Annotated in this window: 21 protein-coding genes and 1 pseudogene; 9 read left to right on the forward strand and 13 right to left on the reverse strand. The window is 60.8% G+C overall.

Features of this window, described 5'->3' with window-relative positions; genetic code table 11:
- Nucleotides 1-41 precede the first annotated feature (41 nt).
- From ASE22_RS07180 to ASE22_RS26140, 10 genes are all read right to left on the reverse strand, one after another.
- Nucleotides 42-1,346, reverse strand: coding sequence for a heavy metal translocating P-type ATPase (locus tag ASE22_RS07180; protein WP_235538147.1), 1,305 nt, complete (start codon nt 1,344-1,346; stop codon nt 42-44).
- Between the two features lie 2 nt (nt 1,347-1,348).
- A complete protein-coding gene (locus ASE22_RS07185; RefSeq protein WP_056356776.1) occupies nt 1,349-2,167 on the reverse strand; it encodes a DUF2189 domain-containing protein in 819 nt (272 codons plus the stop codon).
- A gap of 198 nt (nt 2,168-2,365) precedes the next feature.
- A complete protein-coding gene (gene ccoP, locus ASE22_RS07195) occupies nt 2,366-3,244 on the reverse strand; it encodes a cytochrome-c oxidase, cbb3-type subunit III (RefSeq protein ID WP_021223767.1) in 879 nt (292 codons plus the stop codon).
- Entirely contained in the window at nt 3,235-3,405 is a 171-nt protein-coding gene (locus ASE22_RS07200) for a cbb3-type cytochrome c oxidase subunit 3 (RefSeq protein ID WP_021223768.1), read from the reverse strand. The genes ccoP and ASE22_RS07200 overlap by 10 nt, the downstream gene beginning before the upstream one ends.
- A 15-nt stretch (nt 3,406-3,420) precedes the next feature.
- Nucleotides 3,421-4,173, reverse strand: a complete 753-nt coding sequence (gene ccoO, locus ASE22_RS07205) for a cytochrome-c oxidase, cbb3-type subunit II (RefSeq protein WP_021223769.1) — start codon at nt 4,171-4,173, stop codon at nt 3,421-3,423.
- A 3-nt stretch (nt 4,174-4,176) separates the two neighbouring features.
- On the reverse strand, nt 4,177-5,820 hold the full coding sequence (gene ccoN / locus ASE22_RS07210; protein ID WP_056356777.1) for a cytochrome-c oxidase, cbb3-type subunit I: 1,644 nt from the start codon (nt 5,818-5,820) through the stop codon (nt 4,177-4,179).
- A gap of 198 nt (nt 5,821-6,018) precedes the next feature.
- Complete coding sequence (locus tag ASE22_RS07215; protein WP_056356779.1) at nt 6,019-6,480, reverse strand: hypothetical protein; 462 nt, start codon at nt 6,478-6,480, stop codon at nt 6,019-6,021.
- Nucleotides 6,481-6,492: 12 nt separating this feature from the next.
- A complete protein-coding gene (gene hmpA / locus ASE22_RS07220) occupies nt 6,493-7,704 on the reverse strand; it encodes an NO-inducible flavohemoprotein (protein WP_056356781.1) in 1,212 nt (403 codons plus the stop codon).
- A gap of 37 nt (nt 7,705-7,741) precedes the next feature.
- Nucleotides 7,742-8,017: a DUF1971 domain-containing protein gene (locus tag ASE22_RS07225; protein WP_021223773.1), complete on the reverse strand. Its 276-nt coding sequence runs from the start codon at nt 8,015-8,017 to the stop codon at nt 7,742-7,744.
- Nucleotides 8,010-8,456, reverse strand: coding sequence for a group III truncated hemoglobin (locus ASE22_RS26140; protein ID WP_082545410.1), 447 nt, complete (start codon nt 8,454-8,456; stop codon nt 8,010-8,012). The genes ASE22_RS07225 and ASE22_RS26140 overlap by 8 nt, the downstream gene beginning before the upstream one ends.
- Before the next feature lie 339 nt (nt 8,457-8,795).
- Here ASE22_RS26140 and ASE22_RS07230 point away from each other — a divergent pair.
- Nucleotides 8,796-9,101, forward strand: a pseudogene (locus tag ASE22_RS07230) ((R)-mandelonitrile lyase); the annotation flags it as partial.
- A 122-nt stretch (nt 9,102-9,223) separates the two neighbouring features.
- Here the strand turns inward: ASE22_RS07230 and ASE22_RS07235 are convergent.
- Entirely contained in the window at nt 9,224-10,384 is a 1,161-nt protein-coding gene (locus tag ASE22_RS07235; protein ID WP_156397216.1) for a tyrosine-type recombinase/integrase, read from the reverse strand.
- A 252-nt stretch (nt 10,385-10,636) separates the two neighbouring features.
- Between ASE22_RS07235 and ASE22_RS07240 the strand changes: the two genes are divergently transcribed.
- The 4 genes from ASE22_RS07240 (at nt 10,637) to ASE22_RS07255 (ending at nt 15,661) form a co-directional block, all read left to right on the forward strand.
- Nucleotides 10,637-12,292: a Mu transposase C-terminal domain-containing protein gene (locus ASE22_RS07240; protein WP_056356788.1), complete on the forward strand. Its 1,656-nt coding sequence runs from the start codon at nt 10,637-10,639 to the stop codon at nt 12,290-12,292.
- Nucleotides 12,289-13,212, forward strand: coding sequence for a TniB family NTP-binding protein (locus tag ASE22_RS07245; protein ID WP_056356791.1), 924 nt, complete (start codon nt 12,289-12,291; stop codon nt 13,210-13,212). Before ASE22_RS07240 ends, ASE22_RS07245 begins: the two co-directional genes overlap by 4 nt.
- Complete coding sequence (locus ASE22_RS26145) at nt 13,209-14,342, forward strand: TniQ family protein (protein ID WP_162248209.1); 1,134 nt, start codon at nt 13,209-13,211, stop codon at nt 14,340-14,342. Before ASE22_RS07245 ends, ASE22_RS26145 begins: the two co-directional genes overlap by 4 nt.
- 323 nt (nt 14,343-14,665) lie before the next feature.
- On the forward strand, nt 14,666-15,661 hold the full coding sequence (locus tag ASE22_RS07255; RefSeq protein ID WP_235536266.1) for a hypothetical protein: 996 nt from the start codon (nt 14,666-14,668) through the stop codon (nt 15,659-15,661).
- Nucleotides 15,662-15,716: 55 nt separating this feature from the next.
- On the opposite strand, the gene ASE22_RS07260 is transcribed toward ASE22_RS07255, so the two are convergent.
- Together ASE22_RS07260 and ASE22_RS07265 are read right to left on the reverse strand one after the other, a co-directional pair.
- The gene (locus tag ASE22_RS07260) at nt 15,717-16,691 is read right to left on the reverse strand and encodes a ParB/RepB/Spo0J family partition protein (RefSeq protein WP_056356799.1); all 975 of its coding nucleotides are present in this window, start codon (nt 16,689-16,691) and stop codon (nt 15,717-15,719) included.
- Nucleotides 16,692-16,943: 252 nt separating this feature from the next.
- Entirely contained in the window at nt 16,944-18,146 is a 1,203-nt protein-coding gene (locus ASE22_RS07265; protein ID WP_056356802.1) for an AAA family ATPase, read from the reverse strand.
- Between the two features lie 548 nt (nt 18,147-18,694).
- On the opposite strand from ASE22_RS07265, the gene ASE22_RS07270 reads away from it, so the two are divergent.
- The 4 genes from ASE22_RS07270 to ASE22_RS07285 all read left to right on the forward strand — a co-directional run bounded on the left by ASE22_RS07270 (nt 18,695) and on the right by ASE22_RS07285 (nt 23,990).
- On the forward strand, nt 18,695-19,999 hold the full coding sequence (locus tag ASE22_RS07270) for a replication protein RepA (RefSeq protein WP_056356805.1): 1,305 nt from the start codon (nt 18,695-18,697) through the stop codon (nt 19,997-19,999).
- Between the two features lie 404 nt (nt 20,000-20,403).
- The gene (locus ASE22_RS07275) at nt 20,404-20,724 is read left to right on the forward strand and encodes a single-stranded DNA-binding protein (protein WP_021243468.1); all 321 of its coding nucleotides are present in this window, start codon (nt 20,404-20,406) and stop codon (nt 20,722-20,724) included.
- Between the two features lie 80 nt (nt 20,725-20,804).
- Nucleotides 20,805-21,704: a DUF7146 domain-containing protein gene (locus tag ASE22_RS07280; RefSeq protein WP_056356810.1), complete on the forward strand. Its 900-nt coding sequence runs from the start codon at nt 20,805-20,807 to the stop codon at nt 21,702-21,704.
- A gap of 69 nt (nt 21,705-21,773) precedes the next feature.
- Complete coding sequence (locus ASE22_RS07285; RefSeq protein WP_056356813.1) at nt 21,774-23,990, forward strand: strawberry notch-like NTP hydrolase domain-containing protein; 2,217 nt, start codon at nt 21,774-21,776, stop codon at nt 23,988-23,990.
- Nucleotides 23,991-24,043: the final 53 nt, after the last annotated feature.

Here is a 24,043-nt window from a genome sequence, read left to right on the forward strand (position 1 = left end):
GAGGGCCCCGATCGGGGCCCTCTTCATATCGTTGTCCAGCATCAGCAATGGCCTGCTTTTACTCCGCCACGCTGGCCTGGAATCCGACCGGCGTTGACAACCATGGGTATGGCGAGACCAAGCGCGCAGGGACAGGTCACGATGAGCACCGAAATAGCAATAGTCAGCGCCCGATGCCAATCGCCTGTGTCAAGGAACCATCCGGCAAACACGGCCAAGGCCAGTGAATGGATAATTGGCGAGTAATAGGCCGCGACACGGTCAGCGAGGCGGCGATAGCGGGCTCTGCCCTGCTCGGCCGCTTCCATCATTCGCACCATTTCGGATAGAAAGGACCGCGCGTGGCTGTTGGTCACACGCACCTTGAGCGAACCATTGAGATTCAGCATGCCCGAAACGAGCGCGCTTCCCGGCCGGACCGACGCCGGCATCGCCTCGCCCGTGACCGCGGCAGTGTCAAGATCGCCCTCGCCCGCGAGGACCAGACCATCCAGCGGAATACGCTCGCCTGGCGCGATGAGGATGATGTCGCCCACCGCGACATCCTCGAGAGGCCTAAATGCGCGCGATCCATCGGCGCCAATCACATTCGCTCCCGCAGGCGTCATTCGCGCCAACCCGAGCACGGCCGAGCGCGCCTTGTCGCGCATGGCATGGTCGAGCGTTCGCCCAACGAGCAGAAAGAAGATGAGCGTCACGACCGCGTCGAAATAGGCATGGCGTCCGAAGTGCAGGGTGTCGTAGATGCTGAGACCCAGCGTCAGGACGATGCCGATCGAGATGGGCACGTCCATATTGGTGCGTCCCGCGCGCAAAGCCGACCACGCCGACAAGAAGAAGATGCGCCCCGAAAAGAACACCGCGGGAAGCGCGAGCAGCGCCGAGATGAGATGAAACAGTTGCCGTGTACCGGGCTCGGCGCCTGACCAGACCGACACCGAAAGCAGCATGATGTTCATCGCCGCGAAGCCGGCGACCGCTGTCGCGACGATCAGCCGACGCTTTTCGGGGTCGGTGCGATCGTCCGGTTGGCTGAGAAGATTTGCCTCGAAGCCCGCCTCGTTCAGCGTTGCCAGCAAAGGCGGTGCACTCGCGGTTTGCGCTTGCCGCCAAGTGATGGTCACACGCCGCGTCGATAGGTTGACCCGAGCCGCTACCACGCCTTCGAGGTCGCCGAGGATGCGCTCGATCTTCGCCATGCATCCGCCGCAATGCGCGGTCGGGACCGACAGTTGCGTCCTCATCGTACCGTCATCCAACGTCTGGCTGGCGAGAATGAGTTCATCGACCGATTGCCCAGTCGATGATGTCGGCGCCTGGATGGCGGGCACGGGGTGGCTGGCCATGCCTAGGCCTGCGTGTCTGAGACCGCGCGATAGGCATGCCAGGTGGCATGTCCGAGCCACGGGAATATGATGATGAGGCCGATCAAACACGTCGCCGCGCAAAGGGTGAAGAGCGCAAGGACGATGGCCCCCCAGACGATCATCGGCGCGAGGTTGTTCCAGACCAGCGCCATGCTCGTTCCCATCGCCGTGAGCGCATCGACCTTGCGATCGAGGAGCATCGGAATGGAGAAAACACTGATCGCAAAAGCGAATGAGGCGAACAGGCCGCCCACCACCGTGCCGACCCCGAGAATGATCCATCCCACCGGTTCGGTCAGCAGGAAGACGGTTATATGAGGCAAGCCGGGAAAGGGGCGGACGCCGAAGAACAACGCATAGATGAGCACGGCGGATCGCATCCACAGCAGCATGAGAAGGCTGAGCAGGACTCCGGTGAAAAACACCTGCGGACCCGCCGCCGGCTTCACCAGGAGCATTGCGCGTAGTGACGTATCGCGTCCCGCTTCTCGGCTGCGGCTCTTTTCATAGAGCCCGATGGCAAGCAGCGGGGCAATGATCATGAAACCGGCAAGCGCGGGAAAAAGAATATAGTCACGGCCATACAGCGCGAGAATCGCGACGGCGGCGAGAGACAGAAGGAAGATGCCCAGACCATAAGCTAGGCTCGGCATCGGCCGATGGAAAAGATCCTGCCATCCGGCCTTGAGCCATTGGAAACCGATGGAAGCGGGAAGGTGGCGCTGGAACCGCGCGTTCCGGGTCTCCTCGATGCTCGAGGTCTGGCTCAGCAAGCCATAAGAGGCGTCTTTATCGCTCATGTCCCGCTACCTTTCAGCACGCCGATTTCGCTGCGCGATACTGGCCGTCACCGCTCGCGCGTTCCTTCAAATGTCCCACGCATTCGGGCTGCGAGCGAAAGGCGACATACAGAAAATGCGCGTTCGCAAGAACGAACAGCAAAAGGCCCGCCGCCACCAGCGTCCAGACCAGCCACCGGGATCGGGATCGCATGGCTGTCATCGCTGAGGCGCGCTCAGGGAATGAACATAGAGCGCCAATATCTTGATATCCGTGTTCGTAAGCCGCTCGTCCCACGTCGGCATGTGCCCCTGGCGTCCGCCATGGACGGTCTCCACGATCTGATCGATGTCTCCTCCATAGATCCAGCGCGCGTCTGTCAGATTGGGCGCGCCGACATCGCGCTTCCCGCGCGCATCCTCTCCATGGCAAATCGCGCAATTGGCCAGGAACACCTCGCGCCCCGATACAATCGACGCCCGTTTGGCATGGGTGACGAACTTGGGATGGGACAAGGAATAGACGTAGTTGGCCGCCAGGGTGACCTGATCTGCATCGAGTATGCCGTCGCGTCCGAACGAGGGCATCTGCGACACGCGCCCCTGCGGATGTTCTACATTGACCCCGACGCGCATGGTCTGCGCGATCGTCTCGAGATCGCCGCCCCAGATCCAATCGTCATCGGTCAGATCGGGATAGCCGTACCCCCCCTTGGCATTGACGCCGTGGCAGGCGGCGCAGTTATCGCCGAACAACCGGTGGCCGGTACTGCGCACGATGGTCATGAGCCGGGGGTCGGCCGCGATCTGCTCAAGGCTTTCGCTCTCGATCCGCTTCATCCAGTCGGCCCGTCCCGCTTGCGAATCGACCAGGTGCTTTTCGACCGAGGTGCGCTGGTCGGTGTTGAGAATGCCCTTGGTGTAGGTGTCGCCCAAGGGCCAGGTGGGCATGAGAATCCACCAGGCGAAAGCGAAGAGATGGGTGACGATCAGGAAAATCAGCACGCCCTTGGGGACCGGCGTATCGAGTTCCTTGATGCCGTTCCAGACATGGCCGGTCGTTTTATGACCGCTGACGGGATCGCGTTCTACGTCCATGGCTTGTCGTCCTGATCGAGAACGCTTTGTTTGGCTCGCTTGAACTTGCCACGGTTGGACGGCCGAAACGTATAAATGAGGACACCGATCATCAGGCCGATGAGGTAGAACAGCCCCCAGCTTTTCGAGAATGCAACAAGAGCCTCGTGGCTTATGTCCATGCCTGCCTCCTCATGTTATTTCACCGGCTCTGGCGGCCTCTGCGGCGCGGCCGTATTCTGGTACGGCACGTCGGTCAGCCGGCCGAGAACCTGAAGATAGGCGACCAGCGCGTCCATCTCGGTGACCTCAGTCGCTACATTGTCGAACACGCGAACCTGCGTCTCTTCGCCATAGCGCTCGGTGATGCCGGACGAGGTCGAGCTTTCCGGCGTCGCCTGGTCGAAGGCATCCACGCTCGCGTTCTCGATCATGGCATCGGTGTAGGGCACCCCTGCGGCCCGCAGCGCCTTGAGGTGCAAAGGCATATCGGCGAGCCGCAAGGGCGTCCGCGCCAGCCAGGGATAGGCCGGCATATTGGAAACGGGCACCACATCGCGCGGATTGGTCAGATGGGCGACGTGCCAGAAATCGGAATATTTGCCACCAACGCGGGCGAGGTCGGGCCCAGTGCGCTTCGAGCCCCAGAGCATCGGATGATCATATTTGGATTCGACCGCAAGCGAATAGGGACCATAGCGCTCAACCTCGTCCTGCAGAGTCCGGATCATCTGGCTGTGACAGGCATAGCACCCTTCGCGCACATAGATGTTTCGACCCGCCAGTTCGAGCGGCGTGTAGAGCCGCATGTCGGGCGCCTCCTCAACCGTCTCGTCGATCGTGAAAAGCGGGGCGATCTCGACGAGGCCGCCGACACTGGCAGCCGCGATGATGGCGAGCACGAAGCCTATGGCCGAGCGTTCGAGCTTGCGATGGAACAGTTCCGCCACGGCTCAGGCCCTCCCCGTCGCCGTCGCGACCTGCAGCGGGACATCACCCTCGATCGGCGCGTGAGACGACGCCGCGCGAATGGTCCTCCACATGTTGTAGGCACCGATCACCGCGCCGATCAGGAACAGAAGGCCGCCGATCGTCCGCGCGATGTAATAGGGGTACATGGCCCTGAGCGAATCCAGGAACGAATAGGCGAGCGTGCCCTCCTCGGTATAGGTCCGCCACATCAGGCCCTGGATGATGCCCGAGTTCCACATCGCAAAGATGTAGACCAGCGTACCCGCCAGCGAGAGCCAGAAGTGCCATTCGACCAGGGCGGGCGAATACATCGCTTCGCGCTTCCACAAGGACGGCACCAGCGTGTAGAGCGAGCCGAACGTGATGAGCGCCACCCAGCCGAGCGCGCCGGCGTGAACATGGCCGACCGTCCAGTCGGTGTAATGCGAAAGCGAATTGACCGGCCGGATGGCGAGGAACGAGCCTTCAAAAGTCGAGATGCCATAAAAAACCGCCGCGACCATCATGAAGCGAAGCGTCGCATCATCGCGCACGCGGTGCCAGGCGCCGTTCAACGTGAGCAGGGCGTTGCCGGCCGAAGCCCATGAGGGCACGAGTAGCATCACCGAGAAGGTCATGCCCAGCGTCTGAACCCAGTGCGGCAGTGCGGTATAATGAAGGTGGTGGGAGCCCGCCCACATGTAGAAGAAGGTGATGCCCCAGAAGCTCAGGATCGAAAGGCGATAGGAGAATATCGGCCGCTGGGCGCGGATCGGAAGATAATAGTAGAGCATCCCCAGGAAGCCCGCCGTCAGGAAGAAGGCGACGGCGTTATGACCATACCACCATTGCACCATCGCGTCCTGGACGCCCGACCAGATGGTGTAGCTTTTCGCATGACCCAGTGAGACCGGGATCGCGAGATTGTTGATGATATGGAGAATCGCGACGACGAGGATGAAGGCCATGAAGTACCAGTTGGCCACATAAATGTGCGGTTCCTTGCGGCGCGCGAGTGTCCGGATGTAGAGGATGAAGTAGGTCACCCAAACGATCACCAGCCATATGTCGGCATACCACTCAGCCTCGGCATATTCCTTCGACTGCGTAACTCCGAGCAGATAGCCGCTCGCCGCGAGGATGCAGAACAGGTTATAGCCCACCAGCACGAACCAGGCCGAAAGCTGATCTGGAAGCCGCGCGCGCGAGGTCCGCTGTACGACGTGCAGCGAAGTGGCGATGAGCGCGTTGCCGCCAAAACCGAAGATCACGCCGCTGGTGTGCACCGGTCGCAGACGGCCGAAGCTTGCCCAGGCACCGTCGAAAGTCAGGTCAGGGAATGCCAGCAGCGCCGCAACCCAGACCCCCACGAACATCGCCACCACCGCCCAGGCCATGCTGGCGATGATCCCGGCCTTGATGGGTTCGTCATAGTAGCTTTGAAGACGGGATCTTGGCGGTTCCGGTCCCCAGATGTCTCGGATGACGGCGATGGCGCAAGCAGCCCCAAAAGCCAGGATCATCCAGCCGTGAATTTCCATCGTATCCTGAGTGCCTGCCGCGGCCAGAACGAGGCCACACATGCTAACGACAACGGATATAGCGAGCGCGATCTGACGCTCGGTCTGGGTCAAGGTCAGTATCATGGCCGATCTAATTCCCCCCTCATCGGTCATCGCCACGGGCTGACAGCGCAGCAGCGGGTTCCTCCCAACGGGCACACAGCTAGCGCTGAACCAGCAACACGCGGGTCAGACGGAAGTTCCCAGCTATCGCCCGGATTGTCTGATCCCGTCTTTGGGAAGACAAGCGCTGAATTTCAGAACCATACGAAAAGCGGAAGGCTAGAACCCGTGGCTGCCTGCCACTGCGCCAAGAACCGTGACGATCGCGATACCCAGCAATATTCGGTGAAGGATCTCCATTCGGGCAAAGTCTGCGGCGGGCTCGACCGATGTCATCATGCGGCGGTGGAGAAACAGCGGCTCAACCACGAAAAGCATCGCGGCGAACACGGCCCATAGCCCTACCATCGCATGCATCCACCAGAACCGAAGATCGAAAAAGCGGTCCCACATCTGCGCGCGATAGACCATCCAGAAGCCGCTAAGTCCCGCCATTAGCACCCAGATGCGCGCCTGCGCCGCAAAGCGCCCCTCCAGTCGATGAAAGGCCGCCAATCGCTCCGCGGGAGGATTGGCGGCGCGGACGGACGGCATCACCACAAGCGTCACGAACGCAACGCCGCCGATCCAGACGAGGACCGCCAGGACGTGAATGGTCCGGGCCAGGATGATGTCGTCCATGCCTCCGCTCCCTCAGGCCGCGAGCAGCTCGTCAGCCGGGCCGAAGAACTCATAGTGAATCCTGTCCGACGGCACACCCGCGAGCGACAGCGTCGAGACCGCGTGACGCAGGAAAGGTCGTGGGCCGCAAATGTAGAAATCGGCTTCTCCAACCGGAGTGTTGGCCACCAGCCATTCATCGGTAATTATGCCGGCCACGTCGTAGTCGCTGCCCTCCGTTTCGTCCACAAGCGGCGTCTGGTGAAAATCGGTGATCGCGATCGATTGGCCCTGGCTCGCCACGGCGCGGACATGGTCGCGCATCGCATGGGTGTCGCGGTCATGGGTTCCGTGGATGTAGTGAACCGGAACTCCAGCGCCGTTCTGCACCAGCGCTTCGAGCATCGCCACCATCGGCGTCAGGCCTACGCCGCCCGACAGCAGTACGACCGGCCGCTCGACATGATCGGCGAGGACGAATTCGCCAGCGGGTGCGGCCACCTTCAGGATCGTCCCCGGTTTCGCCTCGTCGTGCAACCAGCCCGAAGCGAGCCCTTGCGGCTCTCGCTTAACCGAAATGCGATAGGTTTCGCCGTTGGCGGCGGCCGAAATCGAGTAGTTGCGCTTGACCGGCGGATGCCCGGGAATTTCGAGCCAGAAGGTGAGATATTGACCCGGCTTGTGGCGCATGACGGGTCCGCCGTCGACGGGGCGAAGGACAAAGGAGTTGATGACGCTGCTTTCGCGCACCACGTCCTCGACCCGGAAATCGCGCCAACCGTTCCAGCCGCCGTTCGCGTCCTTCTGTTCGGTGTAGACACGCTGTTCCCGAGCGATCAGGATATTGGCGAGAAACCAGTAGGCTTCCCCCCACGCCCCCAGGATTTCATCGGTCGCCGCATCGCCCAGCACCGCCTTGATCGCGCCGAGCAGTGCTTCGGCAACGTGCGGATAGTGCTCCGGCAATATCTGGAGACCGACATGCTTTTGCGCGATGCGCTCAACGGCCGGCGCGAGCGCACCAAGATTTTCAATGTTGCTGGCATAAGCGAGGATGGCGCCGGTAAGCGCCCGCGGCTGCGAGCCGGCGTCGCCATGGTGCGATTGATTGAAAAGATCGCGAATGTCCGGATTCTGGAACATCCGCGAATACATCTCATGCACAATTTCGAGCCCATGCGCCTCAAGCGCCGGCACCGTGGCTTTTACAAGCGCGATAGTCTGTTCACTAAGGGGCTGCGACATCAAATTCTCCTTTGAGGCAAACTGCAAGGCAACAGGATCAGACGAGTGGAGGCTGATCGTAGAAATCCACCCGCATTTTCATGTCGCCGACCGGCGTCACGAAGTGCGGTTGTTGCGGGAGGATCAATCCGGGGCGATCGGGCCTCAGCATGACTTCTGAGGGGGGATCGAGGTAGGTGAGCTTCAGCTCTCCCTCGAAAACCCGGATAACACCCCAGACGCCTGCCTTTGTATCGTGACGCCCACGCAACGCTGCCGGCAGGGAATCCTGATCAAAGATCGGGGTCGAACGATAGGGTTGAATTTCAGCCATGAGCGGATTCATTTCTCGCGCGCGGAACCCTTCTTCCGACCCGTTGCCCGCTTGCGGATTGCGTTTCATCCAATCGGAAAAACATTGCCAGCTGAAGGCTATCAGCAATGCGTTCAGCCTTGGCTTGCAAGGCCGCTGCCGCCTCGGGAGGCATCAGTTCACCAGTAGTCGCTGCCCAAAGCGCCAACCAACGCTCGAAAAGCGCTGGGGTTATGCGTGCCTTATGCTTCATATGAGCCGGAACGGGCTGGCCTTTGTACCGACCCGTCGAGAGCATGACGGAAGACCAGAAGTTGGCCAGTTTGTGGAGATGCTCAGGCCAGTCGTCGACCGCGTCATTGAAAACTGGCCCGAGCTCGGGGTCGGTTCTGACCCGCCCGTAAAAGGCCTCAACCAGATCGGCGAGGTCACTTTCCAATATTTTGGTGACACCGTCCACGACTCACCGCTCCAATCATGTATTCCAAATGCATCTATCAGAAATGCGCGGAATTGCAAGGAGAGGTGGCGAGGTCCAGAATGCGCGAACCTTAAGCGCGAAAATCCAGCATCTCGTTGTGCTGGCTCAGAGCACTGCAACGCACTATCGTGATCGCGCGACCCGACGGCGTCTTGGGAACCACGACGCCGCGCCTCGACCTGTCCGCTTCACCGCGGGCGGGTCTTTTCGTAGACACCCACTCGTTCGTTGAGCGCGTCAAGCGCAGAGGCAGCGCTGGCGTGCGCAGCCAAGCAAGACGTGCTATTGCCGCGATGAGGGCATGCTGCCCAACCGTCTCGCATCACCGGCGCGATCGTCGAGTTCAAACCGGGCGCCCGAACCGCGTGGCACTCGCACCCGCTCGGCCAAACCCTGATTGTGACCGAGGGCGTGGGCTGGACGCAGGTCGAAGGTGAGCCGATCGTCGAATTTCAGGCGGGAGACATCTTGCTTTGCCCTGCCGATAAGAAGCACTGGCATGGTGCAACGCCCACACAGGGCATGACCCACGTCGCTGTCCAGGAGGCGCTCGACGGGAAAAATGTGACCTGGATGGAGAAGGTGACGGACGCTCAATACCTGATCGGGCCGCCGAACGGTTAAGGCGTAGCCTCCCGGGCCTGCGCTCCTTTGCAACCCCGGCAGGCAAGGCGGGTACGTCGGCTATCAATATAGCCTGCCGTTCGACATCTTCCCTCTGATCGGCAGTAATGTCCCAAGTCTAGTCATTCCAGCTTGCGTGCGAGACGACCTACGGCCCCAGCTTCAGCAGCCAGGTTGCGATTGTAGGCGAGCGGCATGCGCGGACTTTTCCAACGCAGCGCGTCCATGATCCCAGCCAGATCTTCGCCCGCGACGAACAGGTCCTGATTCAGCCCTACCCGTGTCGAATGCGCGCTGATCCCTTTGAGCAGTCGGGCCAGATCATCAGCAGTCAGGTCGCCCAGAGCGCCGCGATCAAACGCGCGCTGAATGATGGCTCGCCAGATCGGCCCGATCGATCCCGGATGGAGCGCTGCGGTGCCGATGTCATACTCGACCCGCGCCTTTACAGCGGGCTTGGACAGCGTCTTGCGCAGATCCCAAGTCTCACGGCCCGAGATGCTGTCGATCGAACGACCCTTCACGGCTGCCCGCGCCTTGTAGCGCCGTACCTGCACCCGCCTGAACAACGGCCCCGAGTCTATCCCAGCGGCCTCTCTCCACGCCGTGACAGCCCGCACAGAGCGGGGCGACAAATAGGCTGTGGCCCCCTCGCCTTCCTGATCGCCTTTGCTCCGCGCAATGGCGAGGAGGCGCGCCTCGGGATCAAGCGCCTCGAAAATGTCCTCGACCCTGATCGCGACGAGCTCCGATGCACGGAGCCCCGTGTCGTAGGCCACCGACAACAGCGCTCGGTCCCGCAGGCCTGGCAGATCGTCCGCGCACGCCTCCAGCAATGCTCGCACATTCAGCCCGCGAGGACTGTCGCGCTCCACGTCTCGCACGGGTCCCTTGAAGCGCAACGGACGCGCCTGAGCCTGTGTGGTGCCCTTCTCGCGCCGGATCGCCCGTAGCCGCAGCTTCACGAGATCAGCTTGGGTGGGATCCTTGAGATCGAGCAGCTGATGGATCTTGGCGATCGAGGCCTTGTAGCGGCCAAGCGAGGCGGGCTTGGCCCCCTGCCCTGCCCGCGCGTCGAGATAGTCGGCGACGATCTCGGGCGTGGCCGGCAACGCAACCCGCTTCATGCGCCGACACCAAAGGTCGAACGCCTCGAGGTCCGATTTCAGCGCCCGGATCGAATGGGGCGAGCTGGCCGCCTGATAGGCGGCGATCAGATCGGCTTTGATCACGATGCGCCCCTCTGCGCGCATCTGGGTCGCAGTCCACGCAAGCTCGGGCATCGGCGCCGGCGTCAAGACGACGCTCACATCGCCCGTAGCATCAAACTCACCGGCTGCAGGGCTTTTCTGCCCGTCTGAATGGCTGCCCTCCATGCTGATTGTCGGTTTCAGAATAAGACCGGACTGGAAAATGGCGCATTTCGGTCATTCATATTTCTAAATAACAGCGGACTCTCGCGGTCTGAAGCATTTTTTGATAGAATAACCGTGGACTGCGCTGAGCGAGTCTCCAGCGCTTTCGTGGGTAAGGTGATGGCCGATACAGGCACTACCCTGACGCGCGCCGATACCGGCGCATGGCGCATCGCTTGCGATCGCGAGCCGGTAATTCGTGCGCTCGTCGCGATGCCAACCCTCACCCGTTCTGCCCTCCTGTGCGCCTGCGCCGAACTCAGCCTGAGCAGGACGAGGGTCTTCGAACTTGTCGCACGATACCGAAAGGATCCCGTCACAACCTCGCTTCTGGATCAAGGACGCGGCTTTCCGAAAGGCGGATCCCGCCTGGATCCACAACTGGATCAGATCATCGATACGACGATCGAAAGCTTCTACCTGACCCGCCCGAAGCCGACGATGGCTCAACTGGTCCGGAGGGTCAAAGAAGTATGCCACGAAGGCAGCCTCAAACCGCCCGCCCGTGGGACGATCGCAGCACGCGTCGCTCTCGTAGAACGAAACCGACTGGTGAAGGCACGCGACGGTCGCAAAGCCGCCAGCGATCGTCACCGGCCTGTGGTGGGATCATACTTCGCCGACCACGCCTTGCAGGTGGTCCAGATGGATCACACTCCCGCCGATATCATCATAGTCGACGAGCATTTTCGGAGGCCGCTCTGCAGGCCAACTCTCACCCTGCAGATCGATCTTGCAACCCGCGTCATCCCTGGTTTCTACATCTCGCTCGAGAGCCCCTCGGCTACGTCGGTGGGCATGGCCATTCGCCATGCAGTCCTCGGAAAGACAGCTTGGCTTGAAGAGCGGGAGATCAGGCTCGAATACCCCGTCTATGGTATTCCCGATGCCCTCCATCTCGACAACGCTCGGGAGTTTCATTCCCATGCACTCGCGCGTGGATGCCAGCAGCATGGGATCGAACTGAAATATCGTCCCATCGCCACACCCCACTATGGGGGTCACATTGAGCGCCTGATCGGCACGATGATTGGCGAAGTGCATCTGCTCCCGGGCACGACCTTCTCCAACGTGAAGGCAAAAGGCGATTACGACGCAGAGGGTCAGTCGTGCATGACCCTTAAGGAATTTGAGCTCTGGTTCACGCTTCAGGTCGGAATCTATCATGGTTCAGTTCATCGCGAACTGGGCGTTCCACCGCTGACGGCGTGGAACGATGCCAATACTACACGCGCGGTGCCGCTGCGGCTGCCGGCTGACGCGGACCGTTTCCTTCTCGATTTTCTGCCCTTCGAGATGCGCCGCATTCGGCGGGAAGGTGTCGAGCTGTTCCACGCTTTCTACTGGCACGGCGCTTTGGCGCCCCTCGCCGCGAACTGCGACAGAAAGCTCCCGATCAAATACAGCCCGCTCAATCTTTCGAGCGTCTACGTCGAGCTGCCAGATGGCGAGCATCTCACGGTGCCCCTACGCGATCGGCGCCGTCCTCCAATCACCAAATTTGAGCATGACCTTGCCGTGAAGGCATTGCGCGAACGCGGACGCCTTGCAGTCGATGAAAACTCCTTGTTCGAAATGGTGCGCGAACAGCGGCGGATAATCGTCGAGGCCATCGACCGGACTAAATCCGCGCGCAGATCGACACAGCGAATATCCTACGCCCTGGGGCAAGACCCGCCACACTCAGAGATGCTCTCATTGCCAACGCCAATGGACGCGGCACCGCCCTGTGATACCGAACCTGTCGTGCCCTTCACGATCGAGGAGCGAACATGACCGACCTCTACGATCACCTGTTTCCCGCTTACCGGGATACGGCATCGATGCCGGACGATGAACGGATCGACTGGCTGCGGCGAGACCGCTGGATGGCGCTTCCGCAAGCCGGAGAAGCGCTCAGACGGCTGGAGGATGTGCTGACCTATCCCCAACGCGGCCGGATGCCGTGCCTCCTGCTGTTCGGTACCACCGGCATGGGCAAGAGCGAGATCGTGAATAGGTTCGCTGAGCTGCACGCCTCGTCGTACGACCAGCGCGCCGGGCTCACGACAATGCCGGTGGTGGTCGTTCAGATGCCTCCGCAGCCAAGCGAGGAGGAGTTCTACACCGAGCTGCTGTTGGCGATGAACCTCACAGAGTTCGAGCATATGTCCCTGCGATCGCTCCGCTCGCTTTCGCGTCGAATGCTCGCTGAACTCGGCGTGAGGGTTCTCGTGCTCGACGAGATCGACAAGATGCTGGCCGGGTCGCCGCGGCAGCAGCGCATCTTCCTCAATACGATCCGCTTCCTGACAAACGATTTGAAGATACCAATCGTATGCGCCGGTACCGAAGACGCGCGGATTGCGGTCTTGACCGATCCTAACCTTGCTGATCGTTTTGCTGCATTCGAACTGGTCCCGTGGCGCAACGATCAGGCGTTCCGACAGCTCATGGCCAGCTTTTCCGGACTGCTTCCGCTGCGCCTGCCCTCGCAGCTCGATGCAAATGACGTGCGTCAACGCGTCCTCAACCTGAGCCAGGGCGTAACGGGTCGGATTTTCCGCCTTATGGAAGCCCTCGCCATCGCCGCGATCCGTAACAAGCGGGAGATGATCGACGCGAGCAGCTTCGATGACGAGGCGCTGTTGCTTCCCCTAGTATCGATGCAGGTGATCGCCAATACCAACCGGACTTTGCGTCGGCGCGTCGCGTGATCCCGCCTCCGGCGCCATTTCCCGATGAGCTGCTGACTTCTTGGCTTGCCCGACAGAACTGCCGTGTCCGCGGTCGAGTTTTTCAGGACCCGGAGGTCGTTCTCGATCGCAGGGGCCGCTGGCGTCTCCCGGACATTCACCCGCCAGCTGCCTGGTTGAAAGCGGTGTCACTAGAGTTCGGCGTACCTCCCTCCAGCCTCGCAGAGATCACCATCGGCCGCCGCCATCCGGGCATACCGCTTGATTTCCTCGCGTGGGACGCGCCGCCATTCCAGACTGAGCATGAGACCCTTCGCCCCATTCCAAGACTGCACGTGAGCTGGTGTACGCGGTGTCTGGCCGAAGATTATGCCGCTGGCCAGCCAGCCTATCTGCGCCGGCACTGGGTACTGGCGGTATCCGGCTTTTGCCACAAACACAAATGGCCGCTCCAGGACCGATGTGCTGCGTGCGGCTGCTTTCGCTGGAGGCTCTCAGCTGCTGCGAGCGGCCCGTTGCGCATGATCTGCCGGGGCTGCTGGCGCCCGCTTGAGAGGGCGGCTCCCGAGACACTTGTCGCCGATCAAAACGCCGTGAATTGCTGGGATCACGTCATCGAGTTGGAGGTTGCAGTGGCGACCGCCCTTCGTGGCAGGACACCAGACCAACACCGTTTCAACTTCACTTCGGCCGACCAACTGCTCAACGAAGTGCGCGACATCTGGCAGTTGCTCGTCGGCCATCATCGTTCCTGGGCACGGACCGACATCCCCCTGAACAGCTACGTCTGTCCGGCCATGACCCCCGGATCGGATCCGCCCGAATTTCACTCGAGTGACAAGTTGCACCCGATGGCGATCGCCAGCATAGCCATGCGTCGCTCTATGCTCTCCGCGGTCAAAGGCATTCTCGACCCTCGCATCGAGACTGGGAGAGTTCTGTTTGGCGAGCATAAGCCGCCGGCAATTGAGACGTTTGTCGCCTCGGTGGACGAAGACGCGCTCCAACAAAATATCGAAGCGATGAAACGCTGGTCACCTGCTTTTGTCGACCGCGTTGTCGTCGCTCAACGCGGAAGGCGACGTAACGCCCGGATCGCTGATCTTGAGAGCCGAATAGCAAGGATCGGATCGTCGCTCGCGCGTGTTTAACCAGAGCCTGTGACGACCCTTCTTGTTGCGGGTTTTGAGCGCGCGCGGCGGAGTCCGGATTATTCTGAAAAGAGTCCGGGGTTATTCTGACACTCCGACGGGCTGCGACGTGGAAGGCCCACGAGTCCGGCCATATTCCGAAACCGACAATTGCTGTACCTAGCTTATAGAAAGGCGTCAATTCCGCTTACACGATAACTGCAATTATCACATACTAGGATGTTAAACCCATGCTCATGCTAGACTGAAGTATGCACTTCAGGATATATAGTAGCCCAGTGCGACCTCTTCCGGACCTTTCAACGCCCATTTGGACGGCAAAGTTGGCCCAGCGGATCGAACGCGCTTCTGCGTCGATTGCCCGCCTTGACGCCCGTGTTGCCGTCAGCCCTGTCGCGAATGCATGGCGCCAACGCTCGGCCTGGGCAGGCTATGCGGCGTCCCTTCGGGGTCAAAGCGCCGAAATCGAAGAAATTGACATTTTCGCTCGCGAATGCGGTGTCTCTATCCCTGGTCGGATCAGTCCGCCGTCCATGTCAGAAGACGCTGGGGACCTGACGCGGTGGCAGGCCGATCTGAGGGATCGCTCCATTCACCACTGGCGAGATGACGTGGCCTATTCGACAGCCACGCCGGACGATTGGCGCAACCGCCCTGCCCTCCTGCGTGCGCTCGAGATGCTCGGTCGCCATGCTCGCGCGGACCGCTCAATCACAAGTTGGCTGAACTTGCCCCGGCTACTTCATTCGATGGAGGTAACGGCCACCCCCCTCCCCTGCCTCGCCATCGCTGACAAAGCGCTTCGACTGACGCCGCGGGACAGTGAGGCCATCGTCGCGCGCTTTCTTCGCCAGATTGCTGGTGCCGCCGCAACGGGCCTCCAACGGCTGGATGCCATGGAGGAACATCGCCTTCGCGCCGCGGCCGTAGCGGGCAACATCCTTCGCCCTGGCAAGCTTCTCCCACTTCTCGCGCTCTTGCAGCTTCGACCGGTTACGAGTCCGCGGGTTGTGGCTCAGCAGCTCGAGTTGAGCATATCGGGAGCCGGGAAACTTCTGGCACGCGCCGCCGATGTCGGGTTGCTGGTGGAAATCAGCGGACGGCAGGCCTGGAGGACTTATCTCGTCACAGACCTTGCAGTAGCATTCGGCTTCGCGCGTCGGCCCGTTGGTCGACCTGTGGAGCCTCCCAAAGTGAGCGAGGCGCTCGATCCGTCACTGTCCCGCTTTGATGCCGAGATGGCTGAGCTCGACGCCATGCTCGCCCGCCTCGGTGTAGTTTCGGACGTCGGCGATGACACACGCGATGAGCAAACGTAGCCAATCTCCCCGAAGCGCGGCATGCGCCCAGGCCCATCGGTCTCGTGCAACCGAGTCAGAGAAGGCCTTCAATGGCCTTGAGCACTTCGGCGGGAGTCGCACCGGACTTGGCAGGCACCTTGATCGTGAGGCCCCCTCCCCTCACCTTCGTGTAGCGTAAGATCACCTTACCCCCCTTCCCCATCACTTCTTTCTCGCCGGCGGGCTTGGGGAGGGGTGCCGCCGTGGCTTTGACCAGACGCTTCGCGACTTCAGGCCCGCTTAGATTCAACCCCTCGCGTAAGCGCTGCTCCGCGATCCGATCGGCCTCGTCACGCATCTTGACAAAGGCTTGGGGATCGCCGGCAAGGGGCTTGATGTCCCGCGCGACCCGGACCGTGATGTCGTGCGTATCCGAAAATGCTTTGACCAGTTCCTCCGGCAAACGAGCGACGTCGAGCATCCGGCTGAGCCAAGACTTGGACAAGTTGAGATGCTCGGCCATCTGCGATTGCGACCCGTCATAAAACTCGGCAAGCGCGACGCTGTATTCCTTTGCGCGCTCCCAATCTGAGATGTCCTTGCGCGACCGGTTCTCGACGTCGGAGACGCGAAACGCTTCCTCATCGGTGACGTTCTGAATCGTGATCAGATAGTCATATTCGGGATGGTGATGGTCGCGCAGCCACCGCACTGTCCACCAGCGTCGGACCCCGGCAATGATCTCATATTCGTGGTCGGGATCATCCTTGAGGCGGCGAACGATCGCCGGGATCCTCTGCTTCTTGGCGGACAGGAACGAGTCGATCAGGTCGCGGCAACTGTCCTCGGTCAAATGATCCAGATCGCGGTTGTGCATCCGCCACGGGCGGCATTTCGCGGGATCAATCCACTCGGTCCTGTCTGCCACAGACTTCCCGGTCGCCAAGCGCGCAAGGGTTTGGCTACGGCTTGCCATGATGCCTTCGGCCGGCGCCGATTTGTCGAGCGATTCCTCGTCGTCGAGTCCCTCTGTGAACATGGCGCCGAAGCCCTTGTTACCCTTGCTCATAGGCTCGCTCCTTCTTGGATTTGCGCCGGGATCAGACCATCCAAAATGCAGGAGTTGCCACGTGGCAACTCACCGGACGTTGGCCCGTTATAACGGGAAATATCTGATCGGCGGTGTTGCATCTCTGATGTCTCAATATCTTGTTTTTATTTGATTTAGTTCTCGGTTGCCACGTGGCAACCAACGTTTGCGCAATGGCTCACATCGGCACTCTGATGGCTTCCTCTGATGCACCGTTGCCACGTGGCAACTTCAGACTTGGTCCCCTGCCCTGCTGGCCCAAGTCCGCAGAACATCTTGTTCGATGTCGCGGCAAACCTCGTTCAAGTGCTTCATGCACCGGTTATAAACCTCGTGCGAGGTCACTGGTTTTTCGAGTTCAAACACCGTCTTCATCCGCGAGCTCGCATTGTCGATCTCCGCGCTGGTGACCATCACCGACTGCGTCATCGAGCCGCCGAAAACCTGCCGCATCATCGACAGGATTTCCCGATGCATCGACTTGGTCTCATCCACTCGGCTGCCCACCAGTCTAATAAAATTATAGGCGGGACGCCCCCGCCCCGCGAGCTTCTCAAGCTGCTTCATAGTCGTGCGAGTCATATCAATGAAGGAGACTGTCGATGCGAAATCGACGAGGCTGGGCGGCACCGGAATGACCATCGAATTCGCAGCCTGCAGAACGGCCATCGACACCATGCCGAGCGCGGGCGGCGGGTCCATGATCACGATGTCGTAGTCGTCGACCACCGTATCGATCGCTTCAGCAATCAAATCGATAATTTCCATGTTCTGGTTCTTCGCCATGTAACCGGCGATTTCATATTCCAGATTGTAAAGCCTCAAGTTCGACGGAATGAGGTCGAGGCCGTGGAAGTGTGTCTTGCGGATAATCTTGCGCACGCCGAGCAGCTCGGGGTTATGGAAGTGCCCGTAGAGCGTGTCATCCTCCTCAAGATCGACGTCGGGCCGATACCCAAACATCATCGTCGAGGACGCTTGGCTGTCGCAGTCGATGAAGAGCACCCGATAGCCATTGATCGCAAAGTGCTGCGCCAGATGCAGCGCAATCGTGGATTTCCCGACACCGCCTTTAAAGTTGCACACCGAGATGATCGCCGGCGTGTCGGTCGGCTCCCGCCAGGGGCGGGTGCCGAACACCTCACGCATATGGTCGAGTTCTTCCAAGGTATATTGCACCCTGTGGCCGGAGGCGGTGCGATCACGGCTTGGCAAGCGTCCGTCGCGCTCAGCTTCTCTTATCGCCGAGGCGGTGCGGCCGACGAGCGCCGCAGCTTTCGAGATCGGAAAAGTTGGGCCGCGTTTGCTGCCGGTCTCGGGATCGACCGCGCTATCGCGGATCCGCTTAAGGATCGTCAGCGCCTTTCGATGCAGGACGTCCAAGCCGCCCTCGATCAGGTCTTCCGGTTGAGCTAAGGTTGCATCAGTGGCCATATGGGTCCGCTTCTGTGGGTTTGATGAGCTTCAATAGCCGCGTTGGCAGTTTCGATCAACGAATTGGCCATCAAAGTTGCAAATCGACCGATGATCTCCGAGCCATTGGCCGATTCGCTAGTGCAGCGGCCAACGCAAAGGAGACCGCGACCGATGATCTCAGAGCGCTTCTGACTGGCGGCGTAGTTCGGCGCCTAAAAACGATGCATCGCGACCCACCTGTGGATAACTACCGATGATCACGGTACTTTCCGATGATCTCAGTGCGAGAAATAGATGATGTCGGTGCGGCTCGACCGATGATCTCGGAGCCCATACCTATACTTAGAATCAACCTATAAAAATCCGATTCGCGAATCGCTTTGATTTTCAGATTTTGAAGAGGGAGGAGGTGAACAGAAGGCAAAACGGCACCGACATCATCGGTAAGTTTGCAAGTCTAGCGCCCCATTTCCCTCCCAAACTGCCAACGGGGTTGATTTACCTCACCAAACCTGTTGAAACCTGCCTATCACAGCCCCCGGCAGATTCGGGGGGAAGGGCAGACCATGAATGGGGATCAGCACAAGCCGCTAGGGCACCAGTACGCATTAGCCATGCTCACCGGCGGAGAAGAAGGCGTGCGTAGGCTCGCGACTTCCGCCGGCACCCAGCTGACCATCGACGCCTTTCTCCGCGTTCAGGACGAGGAGCCTGTACCAGCGTTCCTCCATTCCGCGCTCTGCGCAATGTCGCTGCCGACGAAGCGGCCCAAGGACGACACCCAGCCGATCGTTCGGGAAGACGGCAAATACGCGCTGGCTATCAATCCGAGGCCCGTGCTCCAAAACGTTGATGGCAAGTCGGTCATGCGTAGCCTCGGCGTGCCCTATGGCGCATATCCTCGCGTCGCCTTGATCTACCTCTTGTCGCAAGCCGTCATGAAGCAGTCGCGCGACGTTTACCTCGGCAGAAACTTCACCGAATGGATGCGTCGCCTGGGCTACCAAACCGTATCATATGGTCCACGCGGTACGGCAAACCTCATGCGGGAGCAGGTCGATCGGCTGCTGGCGTGCGAGTGGCAGATCCGCTGGGACGGGACCGAAGCTGAAGGCAATGCTTTTGCGGTGCGGGACGTCAAAATCTCGAACGAATATGCCGGGTCACTCGACAAGAATGGCTCTTTTGCGCGCGAAATCCGCATGTCGGAAGCGTTCTACAGCCATCTCATCGATCACGCGGTCCCGCTGAACGAGGTCGCGATCCGGGAGCTCAAGGGCACGCCGACGGCACTCGATCTTTACACCTATCTTGCCTATCGTTTGCCGCGGATTGGGTCCGACAAGGGCCAGGTGATTTCGTGGGACCAGCTCGCCAAACATCTCGGCAACGAGGCTGACAGCAAACGCTTTCGCCAAACCGTTCGTGAGACGATGCAGATCGTATCGGCGGTGTACCCGAATGCAAACGTTGACCTATCGGGTCGGAAAGTAGTTCTACACCCGTCGCCAGCGCCGATGGAGCGCAAGCTCGTGGGACCCCACCTACGGCTGATCGGCGCCGCTGCTGATAAAACGGCACTGAGATCATCGGTCAAAGGCCGTCGCGAACCCGCAGTAGCCGCTGCAAAGGACGCCGAACCTCTGCTCGGATTCCCATCGGGGTCTCTCAGCTTTGGCACTCGCGAATCAGTGTTTCGAGAAATCGGTCTCACAAAGGGAAAACCTTGGTCCGTCGATACGATGGCCGATGCGTTCCGCGCCGGATTTCCCGATATCAAGAGACCGCGTTCAGAAAAGGAGTGGCTTCGCGTCTGGGACGCTTTCGTCGTACGGTACGCTGAGCGGAGGGCGAGTCGGCCTGAGGATTGACCGATGATCTCCGAGCCGTTCAGGTTGAAAAGGCTCTTAGACGATTCTGTCTCATTTATCGGCAGGAGTAAGAACGGGAAAGGGCAGAACACCTGAGCATGAGGTGGATTCCGCCGCTCCCTCCTGTCAGCAAATTCAGCGTAAATCATTGTTTTATTGGCGCTAAAGTATCGGCGTTGTGCTGACAATCCTCCAAAGCGCATCGTATCACTTGGGGCAGCATCAAGAGTTGGGTCTGTGACGTGCCTTCCCCCTATCCAGGGGGATACCATGTATATCGCCTTTCGAGATAGCATGCGTGTCTCGCTCGCAGCTAGGATCCACTTTGCGACCAAAGGCGCGGCGTACCGACAGCAGCGGAATGACCGCTCGTCGCCGCTGGGCAGACGCAGTGAGGAGGTCGCATGATCAATTTTGCCAAATTCGAGATCATCGGACGGATCGGTGAAATCGACGCCAAGCCCAAGGTCACAAACATCTCGGTATGCGCGAACTATCGCCGCCGCGGAGAAGGCGATCAGTGGATCGAGGATAGCTACTGGAACCGAGTCGTCATTTTCAGCGACGGCCAGCGGAAATATATCGATGAGAAGGCCCAGGTTGGCGATCTCGTGCGGATTGCCGGACGGCTCCGTGATACCTCCTACGAGCGCGACGGCACCACCCACTACACGACCGACCGGATCGTCGAAGAGTTCGGTGTGCTCGCAGCAAAGGCGGCATAAATCGCAGGAGGCAGCGCCGATCGGCAAGAGGAGAGGGGGCATGCGCGGAGCGACCTTGGATTTCGATTGGAGTTTCGCCCATGCCCGCCACCATCGATGCAGCAGTCCGCGCCAAACAAATCGTCGAGAGCCTGGGCGGACGCTGGTCTGGATCGCGCGGAGAGTGCCGCTGCCCCGCCCATGACGATCACTCCCCCAGCCTTTCGGTCCGCCTGGGCACCAAGGCGATCCTGTTCAAATGCTTCGCGGGATGCACGTCGACCGATATCCTCAAGGCTCTGGATCGTCAGGGTTTGCACGATCGGGTGCCGGTTCACGTCGAACCACGCGCTCCGGCGCGCGATCTGAGCGGCTTGGCCAGGTCATTATGGCAGCACAGCATCCCCATCGCCGGCACACCGGCTGAAGCCTATCTTCATGCCCGGGGCCTTTACGCGCCAACGTCCGACCTTCGCTTCAACCCCCAGACGATCATAGGGAAGGGTAAGGATCGGCACTGTCTTCCCGCAATGATCGCCGCGGTGAGAAACGAGCTGGGCCTGGTCGCGGTCCACCGGACCTTCCTTGATCCCACGGACATTTTGCGGCGCCCCTTCCGCAAGCCCAAGCTGGCGCTGGGTCTGCTCGGGTCTGGCAGCGTGCGCTTTGGGGAGCCGGATGACGTTCTGGGCATTGCCGAGGGGATCGAAGATGCCTTGTCCGCCATCGACTGGTTCCAATTGCCGGTCTGGGCCGTGCTTGGTGCCGAGCGCTACGCTCATGTCGGCATACCGTCGCATGTGAAGCGCGTCATCGTGTTCGGCCAGCGGAACACGGCGGCGAAGATCTGCCTGAAGAGGGCAGGGGAGCACCTCAGCGCCAACGGGCGAAGGGTCGAGGAATGGCTCCCATCCGAGCATGACGATTGGAACGATGCTCTGCGCGATCGGCTTGCCCGCAACGCCGTTCCTCGCCCCGTGGTTCACACACACTTCCACTGAAGAGAGGAGAGGAGGCCTCCGGCTTGTTGATCCGGTGATGGGCACCGGGCGATGCAATGGAGGCTTACAATGCGCACCTCAGCTGCTGCTCTCGAACTCGATTTTACCGAACCATCCATCACCGCGGCGAAGGCGATCCATGCCGTGCTGCACCAGGGCGATGGCCTGGACCGGCCTGGCTTGCTCCGGACGATGGAAACCGCCTATGGTTCAACCGCAGCCGATGGGCATTGGTCACTCCGCGACGCCTATGATGTGGTGGAGCTGGGCCAGGTCCTGCACCTCGCCACGCTTGACCTGCCGCAAGAGCCGGCTGAGTGCCTTGCGGCCCTGACCGCGCTCACCGCATCGCTGCCGACGCATACCGTGCGCAGCGAAGAACAGATCGCGCTCCAGCAATTTTCGACACCGGCCGCGATTGGCTATCTTGCCGCGCTCGCCGCTCGCATTACCGCCGCGGATACCGTCCTGGAACCCTCCGCCGGCACCGGGCTCCTCGCGGTATTCGCCGCCCGCGTTGGCGCCAAGCTTGTCCTCAACGAGATCGATCCCGCGCGTGCCGCTATGCTCGAGGCAGCATTTCCCACCGCACCGGTCAGTCGCCACGATGGCGAACTCATCCACGATCTGCTGCCGCTGTCGATCCGCCCGACCGCCGTGCTCATCAACCCGCCCTTTTCCCGCAGCATGGGCAGGCATGCCGACCCGCTTGCCGCGTTCCGTCATCTGCGCGCCGCCCTGAAGCGGCTTGGTGCCGGGGGGCGCTGCGCTGCTATCCTTCCCGATCGCGTGGATACATCAAGCCGCGCCTGGACGAAGGCGACCGAGGGTTGCGCGATCACGCTCCACGTCGAACTGCCCGCGAAAGCCTACGCCAAACATGGCACCAGCCAGATCGTGAAGCTGATCGTTCTGGAAAAAGGCTCCCAGGACGACGTCGCCCTCATCCGGTGCAGCTCGCTCGCCGAGGTGCTCGCGGCGATCAGCACATCGGCCACCAGCCTTACGGCAACACCGCGATGCTCGCCGGTGCGCCTTGCACCGACCCGTGCGCACGGATCCCTGCTCGGCAGTCTTTCGAGCAGGCCCCGGCTTTCGGCCCCGATCGCGAAGGCAGCCCCGTCTCTCGGCGCGCTCGATATCAGTTACGATGTCTTTGCCGAACCCGTACCAACTGGCGAAGCGGTCGGTGTGTACTTGCCGTACCGGCCGAGCCGCATCGCGATTCCCTGTGCATCCGCGCATCCGACCGCTCTGGTGGAATCGATCGCCATGGGCTCGATTACGGCACCGCGGCCCTCCTACGTTCCAAAGCTGCCGACCCGCGTTGTCGCAGACCGGGTGCTATCCGACGCTCAGCTCGAAACGCTGATCTATGCCGGTGACGCCTTCGAGCGAGACATTTCAGGCCTGTTCAAGGTGGCCGAGGAAGGATTGTCGCTCGCGCCCGACCAGGACGGCCGACCTTATCGGACCGGGTTCTTCCTTGGCGACGGCACAGGCGCCGGCAAGGGCCGTCAGGTTGCGGCCATAATCCTCGACCAGTGGCTGCGTGGGCGCCGCAAGCATATCTGGATATCCAAGACCGAGACGCTGCTCGAGGATGCACGTCGCGACTGGACCGCGGTCGGCGGTCTCGCGCTCGACATCCAGCATCTCAATCAGTGGAAACTCGGCACGCCGATCGGCGCGGCCGAGGGGGTGCTATTTCTCACCTATGCCACGCTGCGCTCCAACCGCGGCGACAAGGGCACCCGTCTTCAGCAGATTCTCGACTGGGTCGGTGGCGATTTCGATGGCATGATGGTGTTCGACGAGGCGCACGAAATGGCGGGTGTCGCCGGCGGGGAAGGCCGTTTCGGCACCAAGGACGGCTCCGATCAAGGCATCGCCGGCGTGCGCCTGCAAAATCTGCTGCCTCGCGCCCGCGTCCTCTACGTGTCCGCAACCGGCGCGTCGGACGTCAACAATCTCGCTTATGCCACCCGGCTTGGCCTGTGGGGTCCGACCACCGCCTTCGCCGATCGCCGCGCCTTCGTCGACAGTTTGCGTCGTGGCGGGATTGCGGCAATGGAATTGATCGCACGCGACCTGAAGATGCAGGGCCTCTATGTCGCCAGGGCGCTCAGTTTCGCCGGTGTCGAATATGACATCCTCGAACATCGCCTTACGCCCGACCAGATCGAGGTCTATGATGCCTATGCCGATGCGTGGTCCATCTTATGCGCAGCTCGCCATAAGATCGCTTATCGCGAGGAAGCGGTAATGCGGAGGAACGCGGCGTAGTCCTGCAAAGCTGCGGAACATTTCGCCACGTCCTTCACATTATTCTATAGGGT

Source organism: Sphingomonas sp. Root720 (assembly GCF_001428605.1).
Classification (GTDB): Bacteria; Pseudomonadota; Alphaproteobacteria; order Sphingomonadales; family Sphingomonadaceae; genus Rhizorhabdus.